We start from the raw sequence: 23115 nt of genomic DNA on the forward strand, positions 1-23115 counted from the left end.
AGCTTAACCCTGTTTCACGCCTGCCAGCATGTGGCGACTGATTTCCCCAAAGGCAGTCAGCCAAGCTGTTTCCAGATCAGCAGACCACTGATCCCCCAGGTACTCGGCGAAGGTTGCCACCAGAGCGCGGCCCATATCGGGGAAGCAGTCTCCCTCGGTTCCATAGCCGATATGTCTTGACCCTAGCCCCTGAAGCATGGGACCAAATAAGGTAGGCTTTTGACAATTCCTGACAATCAGGTAAAGGGCTGACATCAGCATCCGCTGCTGTTCAGCCATATTGGTTTTGCTAAACAGGGGTTGAACGTCAGGACGCAACGTGAACAGGTGCTCGTAAAACCGAGCTGAAAATTCTTCTCTGCGAGATTCAATTTGGGCCAGACTACTTTCTAACAGGTGAGCTTGCATGAGTGAGGAAATTTCGTGGGGAAGCATTAAACAGGGAGCCTGATGAGTACTCGTATCAAAGAGTACAAGATAAACCAGGAGCCTGGGCTGAAAAAACTATTAAACCTTGAAAGCCTGAGGCGAAATCGCTGCCTGAAAGTCTAGGGAGTCAGGGCTTTTAGTGCTGCTTCTGCTTGCTTCACCCCGACTTGATTCCCCTGCTGGGTATACAAAGCTCGGGATTGTTGGAAGGCATCGATCGCTTCCTGAATGCGATTGCGGCCCTGCAGGGCAACTCCCAGGTAATAATAGCCACGGGCATCCTGGGGGGCTACTTCGAGCAACCTGCGATAGGCCACGATCGCGCTCAGATAATCTCGATTTTGCAAGTAAATCGACCCAATACCGGCCTGGGCTTCTGTCAGCCCTGGTTTCAAGGAAATAGCTGCTCGGTAAGCATAGAGGGCGTCTATGAGATCCCCATCTGCTTGCAGCAGTTTACCAATCTGAAGTTGTAACTCGGCATTGCGGGGCTCTAGCTTGGAGGCCCGCTCAAAGGCTTTCAGGGCTTCTCCCTGATTCCGCAGGCTGAGCCAGGCGGCCCCAATATTGATCTGAATGCTTCCCTGTCTGGGAGCCAGGCGGGCCGCCTGTTCCAGCACGCGGAGCGCTTCCCGAGGACGCCCCTGTTGAATCAATAGGGTTCCGGTTAACTCCTGAGCCTTAAAATTTTTGGGCTCTAGCTTGGAAACCTGGCGATAGGCTGCGATCGCCCCATCGTAGTTTTTCTCACGGGCCAGGACTACCCCCAGACCCAGGTAAGCATCCACATGGCGGCGGTTGAGTTGGGTGGCCTGGGTATAGGCTGCGGCAGCCCCAGCATTATCCCCCAGGTTGGCCAGACTGTAGCCCAGGGCATATTGAAAGTCCGCATTCTTGGGATCGAGGGCAATGGCCTGCTGATAGGCTTCCACCGCTGGGGCAAATTTTCCCTGTCGGGCCAGCAAATAACCAATCCCAGAAAAAATTTTCGGGTTCTTACTATCCAGGCTCGCAGCTTGTTGATAGAGGGCAATGGCCCCGTCCAAATTCCCAGCATCGACTAGCTTGCGGGCTTCTTTCAGCAACTGGGTTAGCTCTGAATTCGTTTGCTTTCCCCGCTGGCCTTGGGGTTGGGCGTTGGCATATTCTGTTGGGGCGATAATGGTCGCCCCCGTCAGCAGAAAGGTTGCCGCTAATAACAAAGCCTGGGCCTGGGCGGGTGGTTGCTTCAACTTCATGGGAAAACTCTCAACGTCACAGTAATGGCAGACGGGGCCTGACCAGCAGGAAAGGCCATCCCGGAGTTGGGGTCTGGCTTAACAACAATACATAATTTTAGCAACATTACCGGATGTCTATACAGCCGAGCATTCGGATGAGCGCTTGATGAAAAGGCAGCGATAGACGGGTTCCCCCCGCTCCAGAGTTGAAGTTTCCCGCTCTGTGGCCACCGGGAGGGGATTTTCTGACAGCCACGCTGTATTATCCTGGCCATGCAAGGCAGGACAGGCTGCAAAACGATCGCGCATCTCTGCGGCTACCTCCAGGACATCGGACTGCAGGAACAGACTGCCACCGATCGCCAGATGCTGAGCGATCAGAGCAACCATGTCTGCTTGGACCACGCGCCGTTTCTGGTGGCGGCGCTTAAACCAGGGATCGGGAAACTGAATCGTCACTCGCTGTAGCACACCAGCAGGGCAGACCTGTAGCACTCCCTCCAGGGAGGTGTTTGCGTTACAAAACAGATAGTGCAAATTCCCCAGGTGCAGGTCATCCCGCCAGAGATTAGCCTGTTGGACCAGGGGTTCCCGAATCTCCAGCCCCAGAAAATTCCAACCTGGAGTCTGTTGGGCCATCTGGAGGAGAAATCGACCCTTGCCGCAACCAATATCCAAATGTAGAGGCTGGTCTGGCTGCAGATAGAGGTTCTGCCAGCAGGGTGGGGCCACTGGCGTTTGATATTTCTGACTCAGGGGATTGACGTGCTCGCGCACCCGAACAACAGACAAGAGAGTTTTCCTTAACGTAGTTTCCTGTTCTATTGTGCCGCCTCGATCGACGTCAATGCTAAAACACCAGATCGATATCCAGCAATCGCAAATCGATCGTATACAAAAATCCGCGCATCCGAATATCTTCCCAGGTGGCCAGAACAATCCCATAGTTAGCAAAGGGGGCGATCGCAGTCACCACCTGATCGGTTTCCACGGCTGCAGTTTTGGCCTGATCAATGCGTCCAAGCTGGCGTCCTTCCTCATCGATCAGCACAATTCTTCCCACAATATCGGTTAAGACATAGCCCCAGGGCATGGCGGCTATCAGAACAGGCTGAATTTCCAGAGAGATCCGCTGCAGGCGATAGGGTTTGAGGTCAATCAGCAGGAGTGAAGCAGGATTATTTTTCTCCAGTGCCGCCAGACGATAGGGCACCGAACTGTTGATCAGATATTGGATGAGCACCGGGAGTTTCCAGCAACCGGTTGCCTGTCCCCGACGGGTGAAAACCTCAATCCAACTGCCTGACTTGTGGGCTGACCCAGCCTGTTGTTCTGTGATTAAAACCAGGTAGCGTGAGTCCAGTGGTAACAGGCTGGATGTTGATAGCCAGTGGCGGCTGACAGAGTTGCCTATGGGTTTGAGTGGGTCTGTATGGGGCGGAGCCTGCCAGTTCAATTGCCAGAATTTTAATTGAGCAGTGAGGCTACTGGGTTCTGCACAGACGGTTGCGATCCAGGCTCCTCTGGGTTCCAGGCTGGCTATACACTTTGTATGCAACTGAGTCAGCAGGCGGGACTTAGGAGCCTCCATGGCATCGGTGGGTAACAGATAAATCGCTCGCTGCGTCACAATCAGACAGCCCCGAGGATCCAGGAGGATTTGGTGGATGGGTTCCCGAAAAATCAGGGAGGTCATGGGCTCAAACTGGAGCAGGGTGCAATCCAGGTGAGCAATGGTAAAATGCCAGTCCTTACTTCCCCCACCGGCATAGTAGACCTGTTCCTGATCGGTGAGGGCCTGCCTGTTTAGGCCTGCCGACTTGTTAATACCCAGATGGTGAATGGGGCGGGTCAGATGTTTTTGCTGACAACTCTGGAAGGGATTCAGCGGTAAAACCAACGGGTCTGTTCCATGGAAAGGGCTGTGGGGTTTGTGCTTCAGCCAGGGGAGAACTTCTGAATCGGTACTGGCCGCTATAATTGCCTGCTGCATCTCCAACGCCGATCGAAATCGTCGGGCCGGTAATTTTTGCAGAGCGGTCAGCAGGATGGCCTGGAGCGCCTGGGGTAATTCGCCTGGAATCTTGACGAGATGATTCAGGTGCGCAGACATCAATTCTGTGGGAGACCCGGAGAAGGGGCGATCGCCGATCAGCAATTCAAACAGCATGACGCCCACAGCATACAGGTCAGAGGCTTCTGAATACTGGCCGTAAAACCGTTCCGGGGCCATGTAGGCTGGGGAGCCCGTATTTCCCCCTTCCTGGGCCAATTCCTGACTGAGTTTAGCAATGCCAAAGTCCGAGATTTTAGCCAGCCAGCCAGATGGCTGCAAGCTCAGCATGATATTCTCCGGCTTGATATCACAATGCACAATGCCCCGCCCATGGGCATGGGCCAGACCGGCCAGAATATCCACCATTAGGTTTAAGCTCTCGCCACAATTGAGGCTGGTCTCTCGGTCCATCAGACCCCGCAACGTTCCCCCTTCGCAGTAGTCCAGAATCAGACAGCGACCGGTGCGGGTATGCTCCAACGCCTGACAGGTAACGATATTGGGGTGCTGCAGGCTCAGTAAAAACCGCAGTTCGCGCAGAAATTTATGGGTGGGAAAGCGTTGATGGTCAAGGTTTTTAAGCGCAGCCAGATGGCCTGTTTTTCGATGAATGGCACAAAAAACTTTGCCAAACTGCCCCTGACCGACCAGGCCCAGGAGACGATATTTGGAACGTTTTAACTCTATTGCCACATGCCTTAAGGAGAGTGAGGAATGAGCAAGGATTAACCACAAAGCTTTTGCATGATTGCTTCGTGACTGTCCTGCTTCTCAACCATCAGTTCGGCAGGCCCCAAACGTTTGGCTAAGCCCAAAACAAACCGATTGCAATCTGCCCCCAGGGATTCACAGGAGGTTTGAACACAGTGGAGGTCTTTACCAGTGAGTTGACTGAAGAAGGCGCTGAGAATCCCAGCTTCCAGGTGGCAGGCCGGTAATTTTCCCTTAGGCGCTTGAGCTGCAAAGGGAGAGTTCCAGATCTTAATGATCAAGAAGCCCCGTTGCTGGTAGCTTTGGTCCAGATCAATCTTGCCCCAACCGTGGGTTACCCAACATTGTTGCAGGCAGTGCAGAAACTCCACCATGCCCATGTCAGAGAGGGCAATCCCATAGTAATCAGTCAGTTCTTCATTGAACCGGATGTAGAAATTCTTACCCCACCAGCGGCCACAGTTCAGGAGAACCAGGCGGGCAGCCTGACCTGTTTCCTTATCTAGCCCGGCATAGATGGCTTCTATCAAAGTATGAGGTAGGGCCAGCAGGCGATCGCCCCGGCGATTTTCCAGCAAGCCTAACTCCAGATCACCCCGAACATAGGCATCAGTCGCGAAATAGTTGCCGGGGACTCGGTTGTCAGTCAGTAGATCAGCGACAGAAATCATAAGCGTAGGGGATAGAGGGTAAGGAGGCTAAAAGACTTAAATAGCTGCCGAACTGGAATTGAGAAGTTCGCTCTGCGCTAGCTTAAGCAGTGGACTGAACAAATTCATCTGCTGCAGACTGAGGGTTTGGCTGAGACGTTGATTGAGAAGGCGGTACAGGACAACGTCGATCGTCTGAGTACTATAGGTTTGCACATTCTGTCGCAACCAGCTTAGCAGTCGTTCATGCACGACCGATTCATCATTTAGCAGCATGGCCATGGCGCAGTAACGCAGCATCAGCAGGGCATTTTTGATACTGCGCTCCAGGTTAGCGATCTTCTCCTGGGGCAGCTCAGCCTGCAGTTGGTCCGCAACTTGTTGCATAACAGCCAGTTCCTCATCCCGCAGCCGACGGTAAGTTTCCAAGCGGATGGGCAAGGTTTCAACATACTGGTTCAGAACATCAAGTTCCTCTGATTTCAGATAGCGGCTTTCGGCCTCATCGAAAATCGCTTCAATTTGTGGATGCATAGGATTTGCTATGGGGTTGGAAGGGGGATATGGGTTGAGAAGGGCCATCTGCGCTAGCGGCAGCCTCTAGAGAGATCAAACCAATGCAGCCTAGAAAAGGCTAGAGAAGTCATCCAGAGTGAACCGGTCTGAACTGCCCTGATCTTGGGGTGGGATCTCCAGAAGGGCAGGCGGGGGTGTAGCACCAGAAATTCCATCCCAGGGAATGGCTCCAAAAAACTGACCGACGGTCAGGGTGAGGCTGAGGGTTGTCTCGCCACTGAGGGCGATACTTTGCTTCAGTTCCTGGATTTTCAGGGGTTGATCATCCCAGTTAAACGCACCGAAGAACTCCCGCACCGAAGCCTGTAACCAGGTTGAGGACTCAGCAGCCGCAGCATTGCCATTGGTTGTAATCAGTGTCGTTGACCTCATGCCTATCTATCTCCCGATCGCAGCCGCTTTTCGATATCGCGGGCAGTGGCCCCTTCATTTAGCCAGAAGGCTGCCGCATCAATCCGTTCCTGCCCTCCCAGCAGAAATTTACAGTAGGTTTCTCCCATGGAGTAGCACTGAATTTCGATGCAGCTGAGTTGTTTCTTCACCATTTCAGTGAAGAAGCCTGCGAATAATCCAGCATAGAGAAAACAGACGGGCTTGCCCACATCTCCCAGGGAGCGGGCCACCGCAGAGTCGAACAGGTTAATGAACATAAACCCCTGTTTGCGATCGCCCATATCTACCTCCCAGCGGCCCCAGCCCTGGGAAGTAAAAGGCCACCACCAGGTTTCCAGCAAGAACAACAAATTGGTCTGCCGGGGGCTGCGATCGAACTCCTTCTCGAACCACTTTTCAAAGAAGAAGGCATCCCGTTGGCCCCAGTCGCACCCGATCGTGTACATGGTGGCGGCAGAGGCGTCGCCCACTTCCTCCTCCAATCCTTCCACCAGACCAATAATGAAGTCTTCGCTGGTCAGAATGTTCTGGCTATTGTTCCAGTCTTCCAGCCTGCCCGTTTCAGGATCAAATTGAAAGAAATCACGGAATCCGTAGTGATTGTGCTTCTTGGGCAGCTTATGTTTTGTTGTCAGGGGCTTAGCAGTTGCATTTACCATAGGTGTTTCCGACAGACCTTGCAATGACTATGAAGCAGACTATTTATAGAAAAAGTGATATAGGCAGATAGAGAAATGTCAGGTTAGAGAACTATCAAGTTAGAGATGCGGGGTTACGCTTGATCACAGCCTCATAAATACTGATGCGCTACCGGCGGAATCAGGCAGTATCCAGTAAAATTTTGCTCTGATTTGAGGAAGCCCAGAAATCCCTATTACAAATCGTTATGTTATAACGAATGCCCATCTTTGAAGAGCACAGGAAATCAGGCAGTCTCACTGAATCCTTCCCGGTTCACTATTATTTTAGTGAAAGCGTCTGAGGACTGTTGGAGTGATTGCACCCACCCTCAATATTCCCCATTTCATCTGGAACTAACAAACTTTGCAGGCATCCTCAGGATCCCTGTAAAGTCTCCTCATCCACTAAAGTTGATCCTGATCAGAATCGGCTATTCTGGAACTAAATACATTAGTACTATCGATGGCTTCCAGGTGCAGTTCTGGGTCATCCTGCTTCAAGCCCATCCCAGCCCTACAGTCCACCCCTTCCAGGAAGGGAGAGGAAGAAACGGGAGAGGAAGAAACGGGAGAGGAGCAATTGTGGGGAAAGTCGATTGCTGGAACTACCGGACGATCGCCAGTCAATCCACTACATCTAGGGTATTTAATTGCGTGAATGGCTAGCGATAGGGGCTGAGATCGGTTAGTCTAATCTCTACTCGATTTGGGGAGTTGGGTTGTCTATGTCCTTTGTTGGCCTGCACATTCATAGTGATTACAGTCTGCTTGATGGGGCCAGTCAGTTGCCCGATCTGGTGGAACGGGTGGTGGAACTGGGTATGCCTGCGGTGGCCCTCACCGATCACGGGGTGATGTATGGGGCGATCGAACTGCTCAAGGTCTGCAAGGGTCGCAGCGTTAAACCGATCGTCGGCAATGAGATGTATGTGATCAACGGGGATATCGAAAAGCAGGAACGTCGGCCCCGCTATCATCAGGTTGTGCTGGCTAAGAATCGACAGGGCTACAAGAACCTGGTCAAGCTCACTACCCTTTCCCATCTCAGAGGGTATCAGGGGAAAGGCATTTTTGCCCGTCCCTGTATCAACAAAGATTTGCTGGCCCAATATCATGAAGGGCTGATTGTCACCAGTGCCTGTCTGGGGGGAGAGGTGCCCCAGGCGATTCTGCAACGCAAGCCAGAGATTGCCCGTCGGGTGGCCCAGTGGTACAAAGATCTATTTGGGGAAGATTACTACCTGGAAATCCAGGATCATGGCTCTCCCGAAGATCGGATCGTGAATGTGGAGATTGTCAAAATTGCCCAGGAGCTGGAGATCAAGCTGATCGCTACAAATGACTCCCACTATATTTCCTGCTACGACGTGGAGGCCCATGATGCCCTCCTCTGTATTCAAACTGGGAAGCTGATCACGGAAGAGAAGCGGTTGCGCTATAGCGGCACCGAGTATGTGAAATCCGCCGAACAGATGGCCCGGCTGTTCCGGGACCACCTGCCGGAGGCGGTGGTTCAGGCGGCGATCGCCAACACCCTGGAAGTGGCCGCCAAGGTCACAGACGACTATGGGATTCTGGGAGAACCCCGAATTCCCAATTATCCGGTTCCTGAGGGCTATACCGCAGACAGTTACCTGGAAAAGGTAACGCGGGAAGGCTTGCAGGATCGCTTCCATTGCACCACCTATGAGCAGATCGGGGCAGACTACAGCGATCGTCTGGAATACGAACTGCAAATGATGAAACGGATGGGGTTCGCCACCTATTTTCTAGTGGTTTGGGACTACATCAAGTACGCCCGCGACCAGGGCATTCCCGTGGGACCGGGGCGGGGCAGTGCCGCCGGTTCCCTGGTGGCCTACGCCCTTGGCATCACCAACATCGATCCGGTGCACCATGGCCTGCTATTCGAGCGATTCCTCAACCCAGAACGGAAGTCCATGCCTGATATTGATACGGACTTCTGCATTGCCCGCCGGGATGAGGTGATCCAGTATGTGACCCATAAATATGGCGAAGAACGGGTCGCCCAGATCATTACCTTCAACCGAATGACCTCCAAAGCCGTGTTGAAGGATGTGGCACGGGTGCTGGATATTCCCTATGCCGAGAGCGATCGAATGGCCAAGCTGATTCCAGTGATGCGGGGGAAGCCGACAAAGCTGAAGGTGATGATTTCGGACGACACCCCAGCCCCGGAGTTTCGGGAGAAGTACGAGAAAAATCTCAACGTTCCTGGAACGGATCCCCCCGTTCCCTACCGCCGCTGGTTGGACATGGCGATTCGGATTGAAGGCACCAACAAGACCTTCGGCATCCATGCAGCCGGGGTCGTGATTTCGGCTGATCCCCTGGATGAAATTGTGCCCCTGCAACGGAATAATGACGGGTCCGTGATCACCCAGTATTTCATGGAAGACATCGAAGCTCTGGGTCTGCTGAAGATGGACTTTCTGGGGTTGAAAAACCTGACCATGATCCAGAAAACCCTGGATCTGATTCGCCAGTCGCGCCAGCAGGAAATTGATCTCGATCGCCTGCCCCTGGATAATCCAGAGTCTTATAAGCTCCTGGCCAAGGGAGATCTGGAAGGGATATTCCAGTTGGAATCTTCGGGGATGCGGCAAATTGTGAAAGATCTACGTCCCTCTGGCTTAGAGGACATTTCTTCCGTTCTGGCCCTCTATCGACCCGGCCCTCTGGATGCGGGCCTGATTCCCAAATTTATTAACCGCAAACACGGGCGAGAAAAAATTGAATACGAGCACCAGATTCTGGAACCCATTCTGAAAGAAACCTACGGCATTATGGTCTACCAGGAGCAGATCATGAAGATTGCTCAGGATATGGCTGGTTATTCCCTGGGCCAGGCTGATTTGCTGCGGCGAGCCATGGGGAAAAAGAAGAAATCGGAAATGGAAAAACACAAAGAAATCTTTGTGGAAGGGTCTAAAAAAAATGGGGTGCCGCACAAAGTTGCGGAAGAACTGTTTGAGCAGATGGTGTTGTTCGCCGAGTACTGTTTCAACAAATCCCACTCCACCGCCTATGGCTATGTCACCTATCAAACCGCCTATCTGAAGGCGAATTATCCGGTGGAGTATATGGCGGCCCTGTTGACCTCCAACAGTGACGACCAGGATAAGGTGCAGCCCTACATTGCCTGTTGCAATCGCATGGGCATCACGGTAGACCCTCCGGATATCAACCGATCGGGGGTGGATTTCACTCCCCTGGAGCAGAGTATTCTGTTTGGCCTATCTGCGGTGCGGAACGTGGGCCAGGGTGCGGTGGAGGCGATTCTGGAGGCCCGTCAATCGGGGCCGTTCAAATCCCTGGCGGATCTGTGCGATCGGGTGGATAGCCGGGCCGTTAACCGACGAGCCCTGGAAGCGTTGATCCACTGTGGAGCCTTTGACTGCATTGAACTCAACCGCAACCAACTGATCCACGACCTGGAACTGGTATTGGACTGGGCTCAATCCAGAGCTCGGGATAAAGCCAATGGTCAGGGAAATCTGTTTGATCTGCTGGGTGGCGGCGGCGATCAGGCTGGCGGTGCTTCCAGGCTGGACCTGGCCCCTAAAGCTCCACCCGTAGCAGATTTTCCCCAGCAGGAGAAGTTGCGGCTGGAAAAGGAACTGCTGGGCTTTTACATCTCTGACCATCCCCTGAAGTCGATTCAGCAGTCAGCCCGGATCCTGGCCCCGATCAATTTGAACGAGCTGGGAGAACAGCGAGAGGAGAACACCACCCTCAGCGCGATCGTGATGCTGACCAGCGTCAAACCGGTGGTGACTAAGAAAGGGGATCGGATGGCGATCGTGCAGGTTGAAGACCTGACCGGGCAGGCCGAAGCCGTTATTTTTCCCAAATCCTATGAGCGGATTGGTTCTCTGATTGTGGCCGATGCCCAGCTCATGATCTGGGGGAAGGTCGATCGGCGAGATGAACAAACCCAGCTCATCATTGAAGATGCCGAGTCGATCGAGGCGGTGCGGATGGTGATGGTTGAGTTAGATTTGCAGTTGGCCAGGGATGCGGAACACCATCATCGCCTGAAGGCGGTTCTGCTGGAGAACCGAGGGGAGGATACCAAGGCCAAGACACCGGTGGTGGCGATCGTTTCCGCCCCGCAGCGACGGCAATTCGTCCGTCTGGGGGCGCAATTTCGGGTGCAGGACCATGAGGCGGCGGTGGCAGCCCTGATTCGAGCGGGCTTCCAGGCTCGATCCACCACCCTGATTGGAGCCTGATCGAGGAGCTGCTTCATCCGCGCAAAACGGAACCAGCGTCAGACAGCTTTGCAATCGCCTGATCGGCACTGATCAGACGCTTGAGAACAACCTGCCCGATCGTTTGACTGCCCTGAGCTACCTGATCGGGAGCCTCCGGTTTCACTTCCAACATCAATACCTGATCCTCAACCTGATAGAGCCAGAGTTTTTCGTTTTGCTCAATCACGGCAATATTGAGTTTTTGGATCTGGGGTTTTCGCCGCCAGATATTTTCATTCCAGAGTCCGTTCGTTTCCCAGACCCTTCCAATTATCCAGCCGTCAGACAGAAAAAAATACTTCACAGGGTTTCGACTTAGTAGGATTCACAATCTATTGAGTACGATTCACAATCTACAGTGAGTTAGACTCAATGCTATTAACTTTCGTGTCTTAGGGCAATGCAAGAAACGGCTACTTCCGGAGTCACCCAATTGACTGCCATCAATACTGCCAAGATTCTGACAAGCGTGATTCTGATTACCTGCGGTTTCTACTTTGGAGTCCAAGATCTGCGCCAGGTGCTCTATCTCTGTCTGCATCTGAGCTACTGTAGCTGGTGGCTCCTGGAGCAATGGCTCTACCCGTTGCGACGGCAGCAGATTTTTACAGAACCAGCGGGCAGCGGTGAATTCATGGTGTTACTGCTGATGGTGGGTCTGTTCTATGCCTTACCGGGATTCCTGGCTTTTACCAATCCGGAACCTCTGAGTTTGATCACGGTCGCGATCGCCCTGCCCCTCTACATTTTTGGCAACTTGTTCAATGCCTGTGCCGATACGCAGAAACTGACAGCCAAGCAATATGGAGCGGGTCTGGTTCAGGATGGCATCTGGCGGTTCTCCCGGAACGTGAACTACTTTGGCGATCTGCTGCGCTACGTGAGTTTCAGCATTGTGGCCGGTTCTCCCTGGGCTTATCTGGTGCCAGTAACCATTCTTCTGCTCTATCTCCAGCGCATTGCTCAGAAAGAGAAAGCCATGGCTGAAAAGTATGAAGATTATGCAGCCTATCAAAAGTCCAGCACTCGATTGATCCCCTTTATCTGGTAAATCAAATCCACCCCGGTCCTACGGGTCACACCTCCCCAGAGGGGATTTCGTGGGAGTCAGCGCCAAGGGAGGATTCAGTCTCTGGGCAAGATGGGGGGTTAGCCGCTAATCGAATAGCGATCGCGCCCCTGCTGTTTCGCCGCATACAGAGCCTGATCCGCTAGGGCAATCAGAACATCAGGGGACTGGTGCGGCGTGGGCATGAGACTGGCGATTCCCAGGCTCACTGAGACGATCGAACTCACCTCCGATTTTGCATGGGGAATAGCCCGAGCCCGTATTGCTTGCTGAATCCGTTCTGCAATGGCGATCGCCCCAGGCTGATCAGTGTGGGGCAGAATCATGACAAATTCTTCGCCCCCGTAACGAGCAATCAGATCGGCGGGACGATTGACGCCTGCCTGGGCAGCCTGGGCCACCTGCACCAGGCAGGCATCCCCTGCTTGATGGCCATAGTAATCGTTGTAGCGTTTGAAATAATCCACATCAAACAAAATCAGGGAGAGAAATTGTTGTTCCCGTCCCAACCGTTGCCATTCCTGTTGGAGTTGCTGGTCAAAATAGCGACGATTGGCCACCTGAGTTAAGCCGTCCATGGTGGCCAGCCGCAGCAATTCCCGATTGGCCACCTGCAGGTTTTGTTCAGCCTGCTGCCGTTCGCGAATCTCTTGTTGTAACTGTTGATTGATTTGGGCCAGTTCAGCGGTGCGTTGACTGACTTCCCGTTCCAGTTCACGGGAATAGTCGGCAAAAATTTGTTCCGCTCGTTTGCGTTCCGTGATGTCCTGAAAGGCCGTGATTGCGTATTGGACATCCCCCGCTTTGTTATAAATGGGGGTGCCCCAGGACTCGATCGGAATCACCCGATCGCCCTGATGAATTTCAATATCCTCGACACTGGAGGCTTCTCCCTTTAAGGCTCTGATGATCGGTAACTTTTCGTTGGGATAAAGGTCATCGGTTTGGACGATATAGGTTTGATACACCAGGGCAATGTCTTCAGCCGTGGCTTCTGCGGCAATGCCCTGGCCTAAAAGCTCTTTCGCCCGTTGATTCATGTAGTAGGGATGTCCCTTTGCATCTAAGACCCCAATGCCCACTGGAACGGCTTCCAGAAATTGTTTGAGCTGTTGTTCACTCTCCCGGACTCTGGCGTAGAGTTGGGCATTGCTGAGGGCGATCGCAGCCTGACCACTCAGGATCTGTAACAGTTCAATCCGATCGCGGGTAAAGGCTCCAGCCGTGACTTTATTCTCCAGATAGACCAGCCCCACGAGTTGGTTCTGGTCCAGGAGCGGATAGCAGAGGATGGAGAGGGGTTGGGCCAATTGAATGTAGGGGTCTTGAACAAACTGGCCCGATCGACTGGCCTCATCCAGCATCACACTTTCATGGGTGCGAGCCACATAATGCAGCACCGACTCTGGCAATATTTGGTGAATGGGTTGGGGCGGTGAAATGTTGGCGATGTCAGCAATACTGTGAATCGCAACCGAGAAATGCTCTACTCCTCCAGCTCTTGAAGTAGGCAAAACCAAACAGCCCGTTTGTGCGCCGGCATTTTCCAGCAGAATTTTCATCAAGGTCTGCAAAAGATTTTCAAGCACAATCTCGCTGGCGATCGCCTGCGAGGATTTCATCACCGTAGATAAATCTAGCGCCGCGCTGCTCTGGCTGTCGCTGGTCTGCGAAGAGGTTCGAGGGGGGGCTAGCTGTGATGACCACTCGCGGGTGAAGCACTGAGGGTACTGGGTTTCCAGGTGACGGACCTTGGCCGTTGCACCCCAGCACAGGTAGCAGTAGTGGGCCTCTTGCAGGTACACCTGGGCGATTTTCTCTTTCCCCCAATTTAGGTAAAACCGGCCAGCAAGTTCATTGGCCAGAGCTTCTTCTTGCAGGTATGCCTGTGCTTTTGCGCCTGCGATCGCCCGATCGTACAGGTCGATCGCAGCGATTGTCTGGCCCAAAACCCGACATTTTTCGGCTGCAACTAGATCAAACTTGTGACGATAATTCATCGGGGCTGAAACGCTCCACTGCTCCAGCAGGTGCTGGTTTTTGTCTACCTGGAGCCACAGGGGATCTGAATGATCCAGGGGGTGCTCTGAGAGCAGGGCTAAGCAAGTCAGAGCATCATAAAAATAGAGAATTGGGACCGCTACTCCAGCCGTGCCACTGGAGATCGATTGCTGCGCCCATTGACTGACTTCATAGGCCAGGGCAAATTGCCCAAACCAATAACACAGGGGGAGTTTCACCGTGTAGAAATGCCACAAGCCTGCCTGATTGTGCTGTGCCTGCAGTAATGGAATCACGACTTGTTCATCCAGAATTTCTCCAGCGAAGGTGTAGGGATGGGCCAATGTCCTGGTCAGATTTTCGATCGCCTGCTGGTATCCCTGCAGATAGGAGAGGGCTGATTTCTGACCCATCTGTTTTAGCACTTCGCTGTAATGCTGCATTGCTGATTGCACCTCCGAGAGCGACTGACCGATTAAATAGGCGTGGGTGCAATAATCAAATGCAGCATAGCCTGCATAGGCAAAGTCTCCTGCTGCAATCCCAACGGCATGGGCCTGTTGCAGGTGGGCCAATGTTTCCCTTAAATGGATTTTCCAGTGACTGATGAAGGAATGCACCATCATCAGGACAGTGGCTTCAAATTCCCTGCTATCCGACTGGGAGATCAGGCCGATCGCCACCTGACCGAAGTCATACCCCTTGTCTAGATCGCCGACAAGCCCACATAGAATCAGCCCATAGGAGGAGTAGGCCACAGCAGAAAGGGGAGCATTGCCATATAAGATGGACAATTCCACTTGTTTTAGGGTGATCAAGGGACTGAGTTTTAGAGAACTGACAAAACTGGCAGGGCCTAATTTGACCAGGAGTTGTAAGGCTGCAAGGGCTGTCGGATCCTGCATGGCCGGGAGATTGATTAATTCGCTGGGTTGGGTATCGGTAATGAGGGTTTCAATCTGTGCTAAAGCCTGGATGAAATCAACCGGTTCTGGAGCCTCAGGAAACTGAATGCCCAACTGGGCCAGGATGTCCAACCCGCTAGAGATAGCTTCCAGCAATCTGTTCTGACTGCCATAGGCTTCAATCCGAATGGCACTCACCTGGACCCGATCCAGCGCAGTTTTTGCCTTGGCCATGACGATCGTTGCCCAGTTTTCCATGTGCTCAAACTCGGCACTGAGAAACGCAGCTTTCACGGCTTCGTTGTGCAGGGACAGACTCAATTCATAGTGGCTATCCCAGGAATTTGAACTCAACAGGGAAATTCCCCTGTCCAGATAGGTCATCGCTGCTTTATAGGCGGATGCGCCGATAGCCTTTTGTCCGGCCCTGAGATTTAAACCCGCGAAACGCTCCCGTTCTTCTGCATCGACGACCCCTACCAGACCGTGATTGAGGTGTTCCACGAGGTCAAAAAGTCGGTCATCGAGATCGGTGTCTGCCAACCTGTTCAGTAACGATCGTCCGATTTGCAAATGTCTGTCAGCCTGGTCTTTTGCCGGAATCAGGGCATAGGCAGCTTGCTGAATCCGATCGTGACCAAACTGGTAGTCCTGAATTAGGAGCTGTTCATCCAGGGACGATCGGGCCATCACAAATCCCTGCGCCATGGCTAGCTTGAGATCTGCGAAAAGACTGGCTGGAGTCTGATGCTTCACCCATGCGAGGGTTTCCAGATCAAATTCTGCCCCCAGGTAAGCCGCAGTGGATAAAGCTACTTGAACGGATGGGGGCAGTTTCTGCAACTGTTCGACCATGAGTTCCACCACATTATCGGTGAACCCGATGGCCTCAATCTGCGCCAAATCCCATTGCCACTGTCTCAGATGGTAATTGAAGGTCAGCAAGTGCTCACTGTAAAGGGTTTTGAGAAACTGATTGGCAAAGAAGGGATTGCCTTCAGTTTTGCGGAGCACCAATTCTGCCAGATCCCTGACCGTTTCAGGGCTTTGGTGCAATGTGTCTGCGATCAGTTGCCCGATCTGCTCCAGGGGGAGTGGGGTTAGGGTAATGGACTCAATCGGGGTGCCCTGGCGCTGGATCTGGGCGATCGTCAGGCTGAGGGGATGCCCGATCAACACTTCATTGTCTCGATAGGCAATGATCAGGAGTAAATGCTGGCTCTGTCTGTCTTCCAGGAGGCGCTCGATCAGATTCAAGGTTGCCCGATCGGCCCACTGCATATCATCCAGAAAAATCACCAGGGGATGCTCTGGGCTACAGCAGGCTTGCACAAAGCGTTGAAACACCCGATTAAACCGGTTTTGGGATTCACTGGCCCCCAACTCAGGCACGGGAGGCTGAGCCCCAATTATCAAGGCCATATCCGGAATGACCTCAATTACGACCTGCCCGTTCGGCCCTAGGGCATCTAAGAGCTGTTCTCGCCATTGCTGCAGGATGGCCTCTGGTTCTGCCAGGAGTTGCATGACCAGACCTGCAAAGGCATTGACCACAGCCGAGTAGGGAATGTTGCGTTGAAACTGGTCAAACTTACCCGAAATAAAATAGCCTCGTCGGGCTGTCATTGGTTTGTAGAGCGATCGCACCAGGGCCGATTTGCCAATCCCAGAGTATCCCGTCACCAGAACGAGCTCGGCGGTGGCGTCTTTCCCCAAGACCGGGCTTACGCCTGCAACGCGCTCAAAAGCGGTCAGTAATGCGGCAAGCTCCCGCTCTCGACCATAGAGCTTTTGGGGAATGTGGAATCGATCGGAGACATCATGCTGACCAAGGGGGAATCTGGCGATGGTTCTGGTTTCCTGCCATTGGACCCAACAGGTCTCTAGGTCTGCTTTCAGCCCCCAGGCACTCTGGTAGCGCTCTTCGGCGTTCTTCGCCATCAGGGTGTTGACCAACTCCGCCAGGATTGGGGGAACCTGCCCACCCTTAACATCCAGCAGTGAGGCGGGCTGTTTGGCCAGGTGACAATGGACTAACTCCATGGGGTCATCGCTGGTGAAAGGCAGAGTCCCCGTCAAGAGCTCATAGAAGGTGACCCCCAGGGAGTAAAAATCGGTGCGGTAGTCCAGCACCCGATTCATACGTCCAGTTTGTTCTGGGGAAAGATAGGAGAGGGTGCCTTCTAGGGCACCTGGGGCTTGGAGCGAGGGATTTTCTCGACTCAACTGGGTTGAAATGCCCAGGTCAATCAGCTTCAGCGTTCTCGTCTTGGGGTTGAAGACGATATTGGCGGGATTAATATCTTTATGAATGACAGCCTGACTATGGAGCTGTCCCAGGGCACTCGCAATTTTGATGGCGAGGGGTAAAAATGCCTCTACTGTGAGCCCCTGAGGATACTGTTGTAACCACTGTTTGAGGTCAAGTCCATTGAAGTCTTCCAGAATCATGACCAGGGTTCTTTGCCATGGGTCTAGCCCATAGGCTTTGATTACCTCGGGTAATTGGAGTTGATGGGTGAGGTGATATTCCTGCCGGTAGCGCCTGAGTTGGTCGGGGGTTGGATAATCGGCTTTGAGGAGTTTTAGAATCACCGATCGCCCATCTTTAACCTGCCAGGCCCGATAGACCTGGGAGTTCTCTCCATCATGGATCCGAATTAAATCCTCATACCCGGATAGCGTGATCATGGCGATCAGTGTTGTGAATTAGGAGTGGGTGAAAATCAAGGCTGGCCTAGGCTTGACTTAAATTCTCCCTGATTCTCCCTGGGTTCTCCTACCTCTGCAGTGTAGTTTATGCTGAGACTGACGATCGTGCTCCCCGGCAAGCCAGTGAATAGATCCAGTTCTTGACGGTAGTTTACACCAGGGTTGACGATCGTGCCCTGGTTGGTTTGCAGCGTAGAGATCCTGGACAGCCAGACGGTGCGGATAAAAGCTTGCCAACCGTTCGCCAACGCCCCCAGGCAGGGGCAACACCCCTTTACCCTTGCTGTCTATGCTGCTGCCGCCATGCCTCGGCTAAAACCCGCATTTTATCGAGATCGTCTGCATCCATACGGTTGAGATTGCCCAGCAGTACGTTCATTCGCCCAATGGATTTGAGTTTCTCCTGGTGACGGTCCAGAAAGTCCCAGTAGAAAAAGTTAAAGGGACAGGCTTGCTCGCCCGTGCGATCGTTCGCATTGTAGTAACAGTGACTACAATAATCGCTCATCTTCTTAATGTAGTTGGCCGATGCCGCATAGGGTTTGGAAGCCAATATCCCGCCATCCGCAAACTGTCCCATGCCAATGACATTCGTTTGCATGACCCAGTCATAGGCATCGACAAAAGCGGCGTGGAACCAGCCCTCAATCTCCTGGGGGGAGACACCGACAATGAGGGCAAAATTGCTCAGCACCATCAACCGCTGAATGTGATGAGCATAGCCAGTCTTCTCTACCTGGGAGAGAATCTGACGCAGACAGTTCAGATTTGTTTGAGTGCTGTCCCAATAGAACGCTGGTAAGGGCTCAGTGTGATGAAACCAGTTACTCTGGCCATAATCATCCTTTAGATAGTGGTAAAGGCCGTTCATATATTCTCGCCATCCTAGTACCTGCCGAATAAACCCTTCGACGCTATTTAACGCTAGATTATGATTCAAATAGGCCGTTTCTACGGCTGTAATCACTTCTCTAGGCTGGAGCAGTCCTAAATTCAGATAGGGAGAAACTAGGCTGTGCCACATCGTTTCTTCCTGGGTCACCATGGCATCCTGCAAAGGACCAAAGGAAGGCAGGCCGTGGGCGACAAAATGGTCTAAGACTGCCAGGGCTGAGGCTCGAGTTACCCCCCAACGAAAAGGCTCCAGAGCTCCATAGCCCGGAAAATCCAGAGCTTGCACCTCCTGTATCACCGCTTGGGTAATTGCATCGGGTTCAAACCACAAAGCTGAGGGCGGGTTCAACTGACCCTTGGGCGGTTGGCGGTTTTGCGAGTCAAAGTTCCACTGACCTCCGATCGGCTGGTCTTGATGCATCAGAATCTTAAATTCTCTGCGGCCTGTCCGATAAAAATCTTCTAATAACAATCGTTTGCGGGAGGTCGCCCATTGTTGGAAGTCTTCGGTACGCCACAAAAAATGATTGTTGGGTACAAAGTGAAGGGGACAACCCAGTTGCAGGTTATTAATGATTTGTCGGAAAGGGTGGTTGTTCGGATACATGACCCGTACTTCTGTGATTTTGTTGGCCTGGATCCATTGGTGGAGGGGAGTCCCAAAGTCATCTGCAATGGTGTAAGTGACTGACCATCCGTCTGCACGCAATGCTGCTGCAAAGTGACGCATGGCTGACCAAATCAGGACTAGTTTTTGCCGATGATAACGGTGCTGTCGTGCATAATCGCGAGATTCAATCAGGATTACCGGTGTTTCTCTTTGAGCGCTCTGGCAACTTGCCAGTGCAGATTGCCCAGCCCAGAGTTGGTCTCCTAGTACCCAAATTCCAGTGGTCATTGCAGGGGATGGTCTTCCGTAGATTTGATCGCAGCCTGATAGATCTTCTCATGCACTCGAATGGACTCAAAAAAGTCAACGATCGGGCGGGGATAGTCTACCCCTAGCCTGACACCATAACGCTTCTGGTCTTCTACAGATAACCGCCAGGGCTCATGCACGCTATGGCCAGGAATCGCTGCTAGTTCGGGGAGCCAGTGCCGGAGATACGCCCCTTCAGGATCGTAGTCTCTGGACTGCTTGGGAATATTGAAATAACGAAACCCCCGTGCATCATTGCCAATCCCAGTGGTGTAGTTCCAATTACCCCAATTGCTACAAACATCGTAGTCAATCAACAGAGACTCAAACCACTCTGCACCCATCTGCCAATTCAGGCCTAGATTTTTAGTTAGAAAGCTAGCAACATTCTGCCGTCCCCGGTTGGACATAAAGCCAGTTGCAGCTAGCTCTCTCATATTGGCATCAACTAAAGGGAACCCAGTTTTCCCAGTTTGCCAGAGCCTGAAGCATTTCCAGTCCTCACACCAGGGAATTTTGATCCCACGCAATCCCGATCGGCGAAAAATTTTATGGCCATGTTTGGCACCCATCAAGCGAAAGAAGTCGCGCCAAAGTAACTCGAAGATTAACCAGTAGGTCGAATCATTCTGGATGCACTGGGTCTCATAGTCTTTGATCTGTGTGTAGATCATTCGGGGCGAAAGACATCCCAAAGCCAGCCAAGGAGAGAATTTAGAGGAGTAATCAGCGCCCAGCATTCTATTACGAGTTTCTTTATAAACTTGGAGGCAGTTCCCTGTCCAAATATAGTGATTTAATCTGGCCAGACCCGCTGTTGCGCCGCCCTGAAAGTGCAGCCCTGCTCGGGCATCCATGTCTGGCCTCTCTAGGCCCAGTTCTTGTAAGGAAGGCAAATCCCCAAATGCCACATCAGGTAGACCTGGCAACCTTGGGGGAGTGGGAATCTCGTTCCGGACGATCGTCCGGTTTTCAACCAGTTGGCGAAATTTAGTGAACAGCTCCGGTGTTGTAGCGATCTTGAAGGGCAGATCATCGGGGTGATAGAGTGTCATGCCCCAAAAACGATAAACCTTGACCTTCAAGACAGACAAGGCTGTTTCCAGTGCTGCTTCTACTGCTAGTTCCTCTGAGGTGACTTCACCCTGAAAATAGACTGCGTCTACGTTTAACGCCCTCACTAAACCAGGAATGATTGCTTCTGGCCATCCCTTATACACTAGTAAATTGCTACCCAACTGGCAAAGAGATTGGCGCAAATCAGCGACACTTTCGAGTAGAAATTGAGCCCGAAAAGCACCCGTTTTAGGAAAGCCAAAAGCAGTTGTAGAAAATTGACGAGGGTCGAAGCAGTAAACAGGAATAATTTGGGTCGCTTGTTGGAGTGCTTGAGTCATGGGCTCATGATCCTGCAAGCGTAAATCATTGCGATACCAGACCAAATTGATCATGCTGAGAGTTGAAAATTAGGATCACGAATTGAATAAGATGAACAATTGGGGTGCAGGAGCAACGCCCCTGCTTGGGGGCGAAGCCCCAAACCCCTACTTTATTTAGTTTTCGATCCTGAGGGACTGTTGGAACGGTTCAGATTCCGGTAGCCCTCAGGGCTAAAGTTGCAGCTACTAGAGCAAAACTACTGTTCCGTCAGGAAAATTTTGACGGGTCGAAGACCCGCAAAATTTAACCCCAATCAACAACCTGGATTTTGGCTGCCCGTCAATCATTGATTGACTTACCACTAGCCTGTGTGAGTTCATTGGGAACGGCTCCAGAGCCGCTTAATCTCTTCCAGGGTCTGGGTGTTTGGGGTTTGGGCTACCTGGCCGGGTGGAGCCATCTGGGCTCCGGGAACGTTCTGATTCCAGGGGCTATTGGGGACAGATTTCAGATCAATATTACCGACGACAGGTCGGAAGCCATACTGAACAAAGACGGCCTGTTGCTCCGGTTGGGTCAGGAAGTCCAGAAATTTGCGGGCTGCATCAGCCGTGCTCCGATCGACCTGGCGACGGGCAATGACTGCCGTGGAAACGGTCTCGATCGTGGGATTGAGATAGTAAATCTGGTATGGCTTGCCCTGGTTGGCCCCCGATTGCTGCCAGCGATAGAGGGCAATGCTTTCGTAGACCGTGGCCACATCGGCATCATTAGGACCCCGGCTGATGAACTCCTGCAGCAACACGTCCGTGGAGCGGGGCGGCTGGTAAACGGATTTGTGCACCAGGCTGAAGAGCGATTGTACGGTGGGCTGACCCAGGTTAGCGGGAGTGATCGGACTGTTCCCCAGTTTATTCTGACTCCAAAGGGTCATGGTGATCTGGCCGCTGTTCGATCGTTCCGGATCCGTCATCAGAAAATCGAAGTTGCCCCAATCCGGCTGGCCCCCGATCGCACTCCAGTTCCCTGTCTGCATGGCCTGTTCCAGCCGTTCCCAGCGAAAGGTGTTGTCTGGAAAGAGCACCTTGCCCCGATCGTTCCAGGCAATGGCCACCAGGAGGGTTTTCGCTACTGGGCGTGGACTGTCATAAAATGCATCCGCGTTATTCTGTGCTTTCCAGCGCGCATTCATCTCGACCAGCAGTTCCCCATTGGCTGGAATGAGCACCGTTGGCTTAAAGTCATTTTTGTCATCCAGGTAGCGATTCACCACATCCTGCGACCCCTGGAATTTGAGTTCCAGCATGATGTCTGGGTTTTTCTGTTGAAACTTTTCTCTCAGGGCAGTCAGGGGCTCCTGGAGTTCGGTGCCAGCGACAACGGTAATCGTCCGACTCAGACCTGGCAGGGGGGCATAGGCCAGCCCCAAGGCGACGGCAATGATTCCCAGAGAGACGATCGGCTTGGTTTTCATCGGTTGCTCCTCTTGCGGCGGCAATCAGGTTCGTTCGACCAGTAGATCCACATTTTCCTGGAACAATTTCAACTCATCACCCAGGGTTTGTAGGTCTTCCACCACTGCTGTGTCCTGGAGATTGGCAGTCCGGAGCTGGTTTTGCATGGATTGCAGCACACCAGCCGAGTCAAAGATCAGGCGGGCAAGGCTGACCACCTGTGCTTCACGGGCATCCTGACCCTGTTGGGCCAGTTGAATGTTGTGTTTCAGGCTCTGGGTCAACTGCAGGAGTTGCTCCCGAGCCGGGCCATCGACGGTTTTGCGTAAGCGATCCTGGGCTTTGTGGAGCTGGTTTTGCAGATCGGTGGCTGAGAGCAAGGAGGCAGAACCCCGAAACTTATGGGCTAATTCGTCAATTTTGTTGGGGAGTTCACAGGCCCGATCACAAGCATACTGCACCACCGATAACAGCTCCATTTGGGTGGAATGGGTTAGTAGACGGCTGGCCTCCGATCGCAAATCATGGGCTCTGGCTGCCAGGGCTCTTGCCTGTTCCTTGGCAGCCAGAATTTCCCGTTCCAGGGCCGGGTTCTCCAATCCCAGGGTTTCAGGTTCCCGGGCCTTCAGAACGAGGGCTCCTACGGTTGCGACTGCTGCCGATAGGGGAAGTACCACAGCACCCGGTAAGTTGACAATACGCACGCCTACCACCAGGAGAATGCCACCTGCCAGCACAGCAAGGGGATAATGGAGAGGATTGGCCAGTTTCATAGCTCAGGCTGTACAG

Annotated in this window: 18 protein-coding genes; 2 read left to right on the forward strand and 16 right to left on the reverse strand. The window is 52.7% G+C overall.

Annotation, left to right across the window (positions count from 1 at the left end):
• Positions 1 to 3 precede the first annotated feature (3 nt).
• From BST81_RS08040 to BST81_RS27390, 9 genes are all read right to left on the reverse strand, one after another.
• Positions 4 to 435 carry a globin domain-containing protein gene (locus BST81_RS08040; RefSeq protein WP_083636730.1) on the reverse strand — a complete coding sequence of 144 codons (432 nt, stop codon included), beginning with the start codon at positions 433 to 435 and terminating at the stop codon, positions 4 to 6.
• Positions 436 to 548: 113 nt separating this feature from the next.
• Positions 549 to 1667, reverse strand: coding sequence for a tetratricopeptide repeat protein (locus tag BST81_RS08045; RefSeq protein ID WP_075598033.1), 1119 nt, complete (start codon positions 1665 to 1667; stop codon positions 549 to 551).
• A gap of 117 nt (positions 1668 to 1784) precedes the next feature.
• On the reverse strand, positions 1785 to 2441 hold the full coding sequence (gene trmB / locus BST81_RS08050) for a tRNA (guanosine(46)-N7)-methyltransferase TrmB (protein WP_075598034.1): 657 nt from the start codon (positions 2439 to 2441) through the stop codon (positions 1785 to 1787).
• Positions 2442 to 2499: 58 nt separating this feature from the next.
• Positions 2500 to 4398, reverse strand: a complete 1899-nt coding sequence (locus BST81_RS08055) for a serine/threonine-protein kinase (RefSeq protein WP_075598035.1) — start codon at positions 4396 to 4398, stop codon at positions 2500 to 2502.
• Positions 4399 to 4430: 32 nt separating this feature from the next.
• Positions 4431 to 5087 (reverse strand): V4R domain-containing protein, encoded by a 657-nt coding sequence (locus BST81_RS08060; protein WP_075598036.1) that lies wholly within the window; start codon positions 5085 to 5087, stop codon positions 4431 to 4433.
• A 36-nt stretch (positions 5088 to 5123) separates the two neighbouring features.
• Complete coding sequence (locus BST81_RS08065) at positions 5124 to 5600, reverse strand: hypothetical protein (RefSeq protein ID WP_075598037.1); 477 nt, start codon at positions 5598 to 5600, stop codon at positions 5124 to 5126.
• 90 nt (positions 5601 to 5690) lie between these two features.
• On the reverse strand, positions 5691 to 6014 hold the full coding sequence (locus BST81_RS08070) for a hypothetical protein (protein ID WP_075598038.1): 324 nt from the start codon (positions 6012 to 6014) through the stop codon (positions 5691 to 5693).
• Between the two features lie 2 nt (positions 6015 to 6016).
• A complete protein-coding gene (locus BST81_RS08075; RefSeq protein ID WP_075598039.1) occupies positions 6017 to 6694 on the reverse strand; it encodes a V4R domain-containing protein in 678 nt (225 codons plus the stop codon).
• A 426-nt stretch (positions 6695 to 7120) separates the two neighbouring features.
• Positions 7121 to 7342 carry a hypothetical protein gene (locus BST81_RS27390; protein WP_143780272.1) on the reverse strand — a complete coding sequence of 74 codons (222 nt, stop codon included), beginning with the start codon at positions 7340 to 7342 and terminating at the stop codon, positions 7121 to 7123.
• A gap of 98 nt (positions 7343 to 7440) precedes the next feature.
• Here BST81_RS27390 and BST81_RS08080 point away from each other — a divergent pair, with 98 nt between their 5' ends.
• Positions 7441 to 10971 carry a DNA polymerase III subunit alpha gene (locus BST81_RS08080; protein ID WP_075598040.1) on the forward strand — a complete coding sequence of 1177 codons (3531 nt, stop codon included), beginning with the start codon at positions 7441 to 7443 and terminating at the stop codon, positions 10969 to 10971.
• Positions 10972 to 10984: 13 nt separating this feature from the next.
• On the opposite strand, the gene BST81_RS08085 is transcribed toward BST81_RS08080, so the two are convergent.
• On the reverse strand, positions 10985 to 11296 hold the full coding sequence (locus BST81_RS08085; protein WP_075598041.1) for a hypothetical protein: 312 nt from the start codon (positions 11294 to 11296) through the stop codon (positions 10985 to 10987).
• A gap of 96 nt (positions 11297 to 11392) precedes the next feature.
• Here BST81_RS08085 and BST81_RS08090 point away from each other — a divergent pair, with 96 nt between their 5' ends.
• Positions 11393 to 12043, forward strand: a complete 651-nt coding sequence (locus BST81_RS08090) for a DUF1295 domain-containing protein (RefSeq protein WP_075598042.1) — start codon at positions 11393 to 11395, stop codon at positions 12041 to 12043.
• Positions 12044 to 12141: 98 nt separating this feature from the next.
• Here the strand turns inward: BST81_RS08090 and BST81_RS08095 are convergent, their stop codons facing one another.
• The 6 genes from BST81_RS08095 to BST81_RS08115 all read right to left on the reverse strand — a co-directional run bounded on the left by BST81_RS08095 (position 12142) and on the right by BST81_RS08115 (position 23099).
• Entirely contained in the window at positions 12142 to 17658 is a 5517-nt protein-coding gene (locus BST81_RS08095; RefSeq protein WP_075598043.1) for a diguanylate cyclase, read from the reverse strand.
• 35 nt (positions 17659 to 17693) lie between these two features.
• Positions 17694 to 17927: a hypothetical protein gene (locus BST81_RS27395; RefSeq protein ID WP_143780273.1), complete on the reverse strand. Its 234-nt coding sequence runs from the start codon at positions 17925 to 17927 to the stop codon at positions 17694 to 17696.
• A 26-nt stretch (positions 17928 to 17953) separates the two neighbouring features.
• Complete coding sequence (locus BST81_RS08100; RefSeq protein WP_075598044.1) at positions 17954 to 19471, reverse strand: cryptochrome/photolyase family protein; 1518 nt, start codon at positions 19469 to 19471, stop codon at positions 17954 to 17956.
• The gene (locus tag BST81_RS08105; RefSeq protein ID WP_075598045.1) at positions 19468 to 20943 is read right to left on the reverse strand and encodes a DASH family cryptochrome; all 1476 of its coding nucleotides are present in this window, start codon (positions 20941 to 20943) and stop codon (positions 19468 to 19470) included. The genes BST81_RS08100 and BST81_RS08105 overlap by 4 nt, the downstream gene beginning before the upstream one ends.
• A 305-nt stretch (positions 20944 to 21248) precedes the next feature.
• Positions 21249 to 22346, reverse strand: coding sequence for a substrate-binding domain-containing protein (locus tag BST81_RS08110; protein ID WP_075598046.1), 1098 nt, complete (start codon positions 22344 to 22346; stop codon positions 21249 to 21251).
• A gap of 24 nt (positions 22347 to 22370) precedes the next feature.
• Positions 22371 to 23099, reverse strand: coding sequence for a hypothetical protein (locus BST81_RS08115; protein WP_075598047.1), 729 nt, complete (start codon positions 23097 to 23099; stop codon positions 22371 to 22373).
• Positions 23100 to 23115: the final 16 nt, after the last annotated feature.

The sequence above is a fragment of the Leptolyngbya sp. 'hensonii' genome (assembly GCF_001939115.1).
Taxonomy (GTDB): Bacteria; Cyanobacteriota; Cyanobacteriia.

What these genes read in the sequence shown, in the direction of transcription:
- BST81_RS08040 (WP_083636730.1), bottom strand. Translation starts at nt 435, where the DNA reads ATGCTTCCCCACGAAATTTCCTCACTCATGCAAGCTCACCTGTTAGAA.
- BST81_RS08045 (WP_075598033.1), bottom strand. Translation starts at nt 1,667, where the DNA reads ATGAAGTTGAAGCAACCACCCGCCCAGGCCCAGGCTTTGTTATTAGCG.
- BST81_RS08060 (WP_075598036.1), bottom strand. Translation starts at nt 5,087, where the DNA reads ATGATTTCTGTCGCTGATCTACTGACTGACAACCGAGTCCCCGGCAAC.
- BST81_RS08065 (WP_075598037.1), bottom strand. Translation starts at nt 5,600, where the DNA reads ATGCATCCACAAATTGAAGCGATTTTCGATGAGGCCGAAAGCCGCTAT.
- BST81_RS08070 (WP_075598038.1), bottom strand. Translation starts at nt 6,014, where the DNA reads ATGAGGTCAACGACACTGATTACAACCAATGGCAATGCTGCGGCTGCT.
- BST81_RS08075 (WP_075598039.1), bottom strand. Translation starts at nt 6,694, where the DNA reads ATGGTAAATGCAACTGCTAAGCCCCTGACAACAAAACATAAGCTGCCC.
- BST81_RS08080 (WP_075598040.1), top strand. Translation starts at nt 7,441, where the DNA reads ATGTCCTTTGTTGGCCTGCACATTCATAGTGATTACAGTCTGCTTGAT.
- BST81_RS08090 (WP_075598042.1), top strand. Translation starts at nt 11,393, where the DNA reads ATGCAAGAAACGGCTACTTCCGGAGTCACCCAATTGACTGCCATCAAT.
- BST81_RS08095 (WP_075598043.1), bottom strand. Translation starts at nt 17,658, where the DNA reads ATGATCACGCTATCCGGGTATGAGGATTTAATTCGGATCCATGATGGA.
- BST81_RS08100 (WP_075598044.1), bottom strand. Translation starts at nt 19,471, where the DNA reads ATGACCACTGGAATTTGGGTACTAGGAGACCAACTCTGGGCTGGGCAA.
- BST81_RS08105 (WP_075598045.1), bottom strand. Translation starts at nt 20,943, where the DNA reads ATGATCAATTTGGTCTGGTATCGCAATGATTTACGCTTGCAGGATCAT.
- BST81_RS08110 (WP_075598046.1), bottom strand. Translation starts at nt 22,346, where the DNA reads ATGAAAACCAAGCCGATCGTCTCTCTGGGAATCATTGCCGTCGCCTTG.
- BST81_RS08115 (WP_075598047.1), bottom strand. Translation starts at nt 23,099, where the DNA reads ATGAAACTGGCCAATCCTCTCCATTATCCCCTTGCTGTGCTGGCAGGT.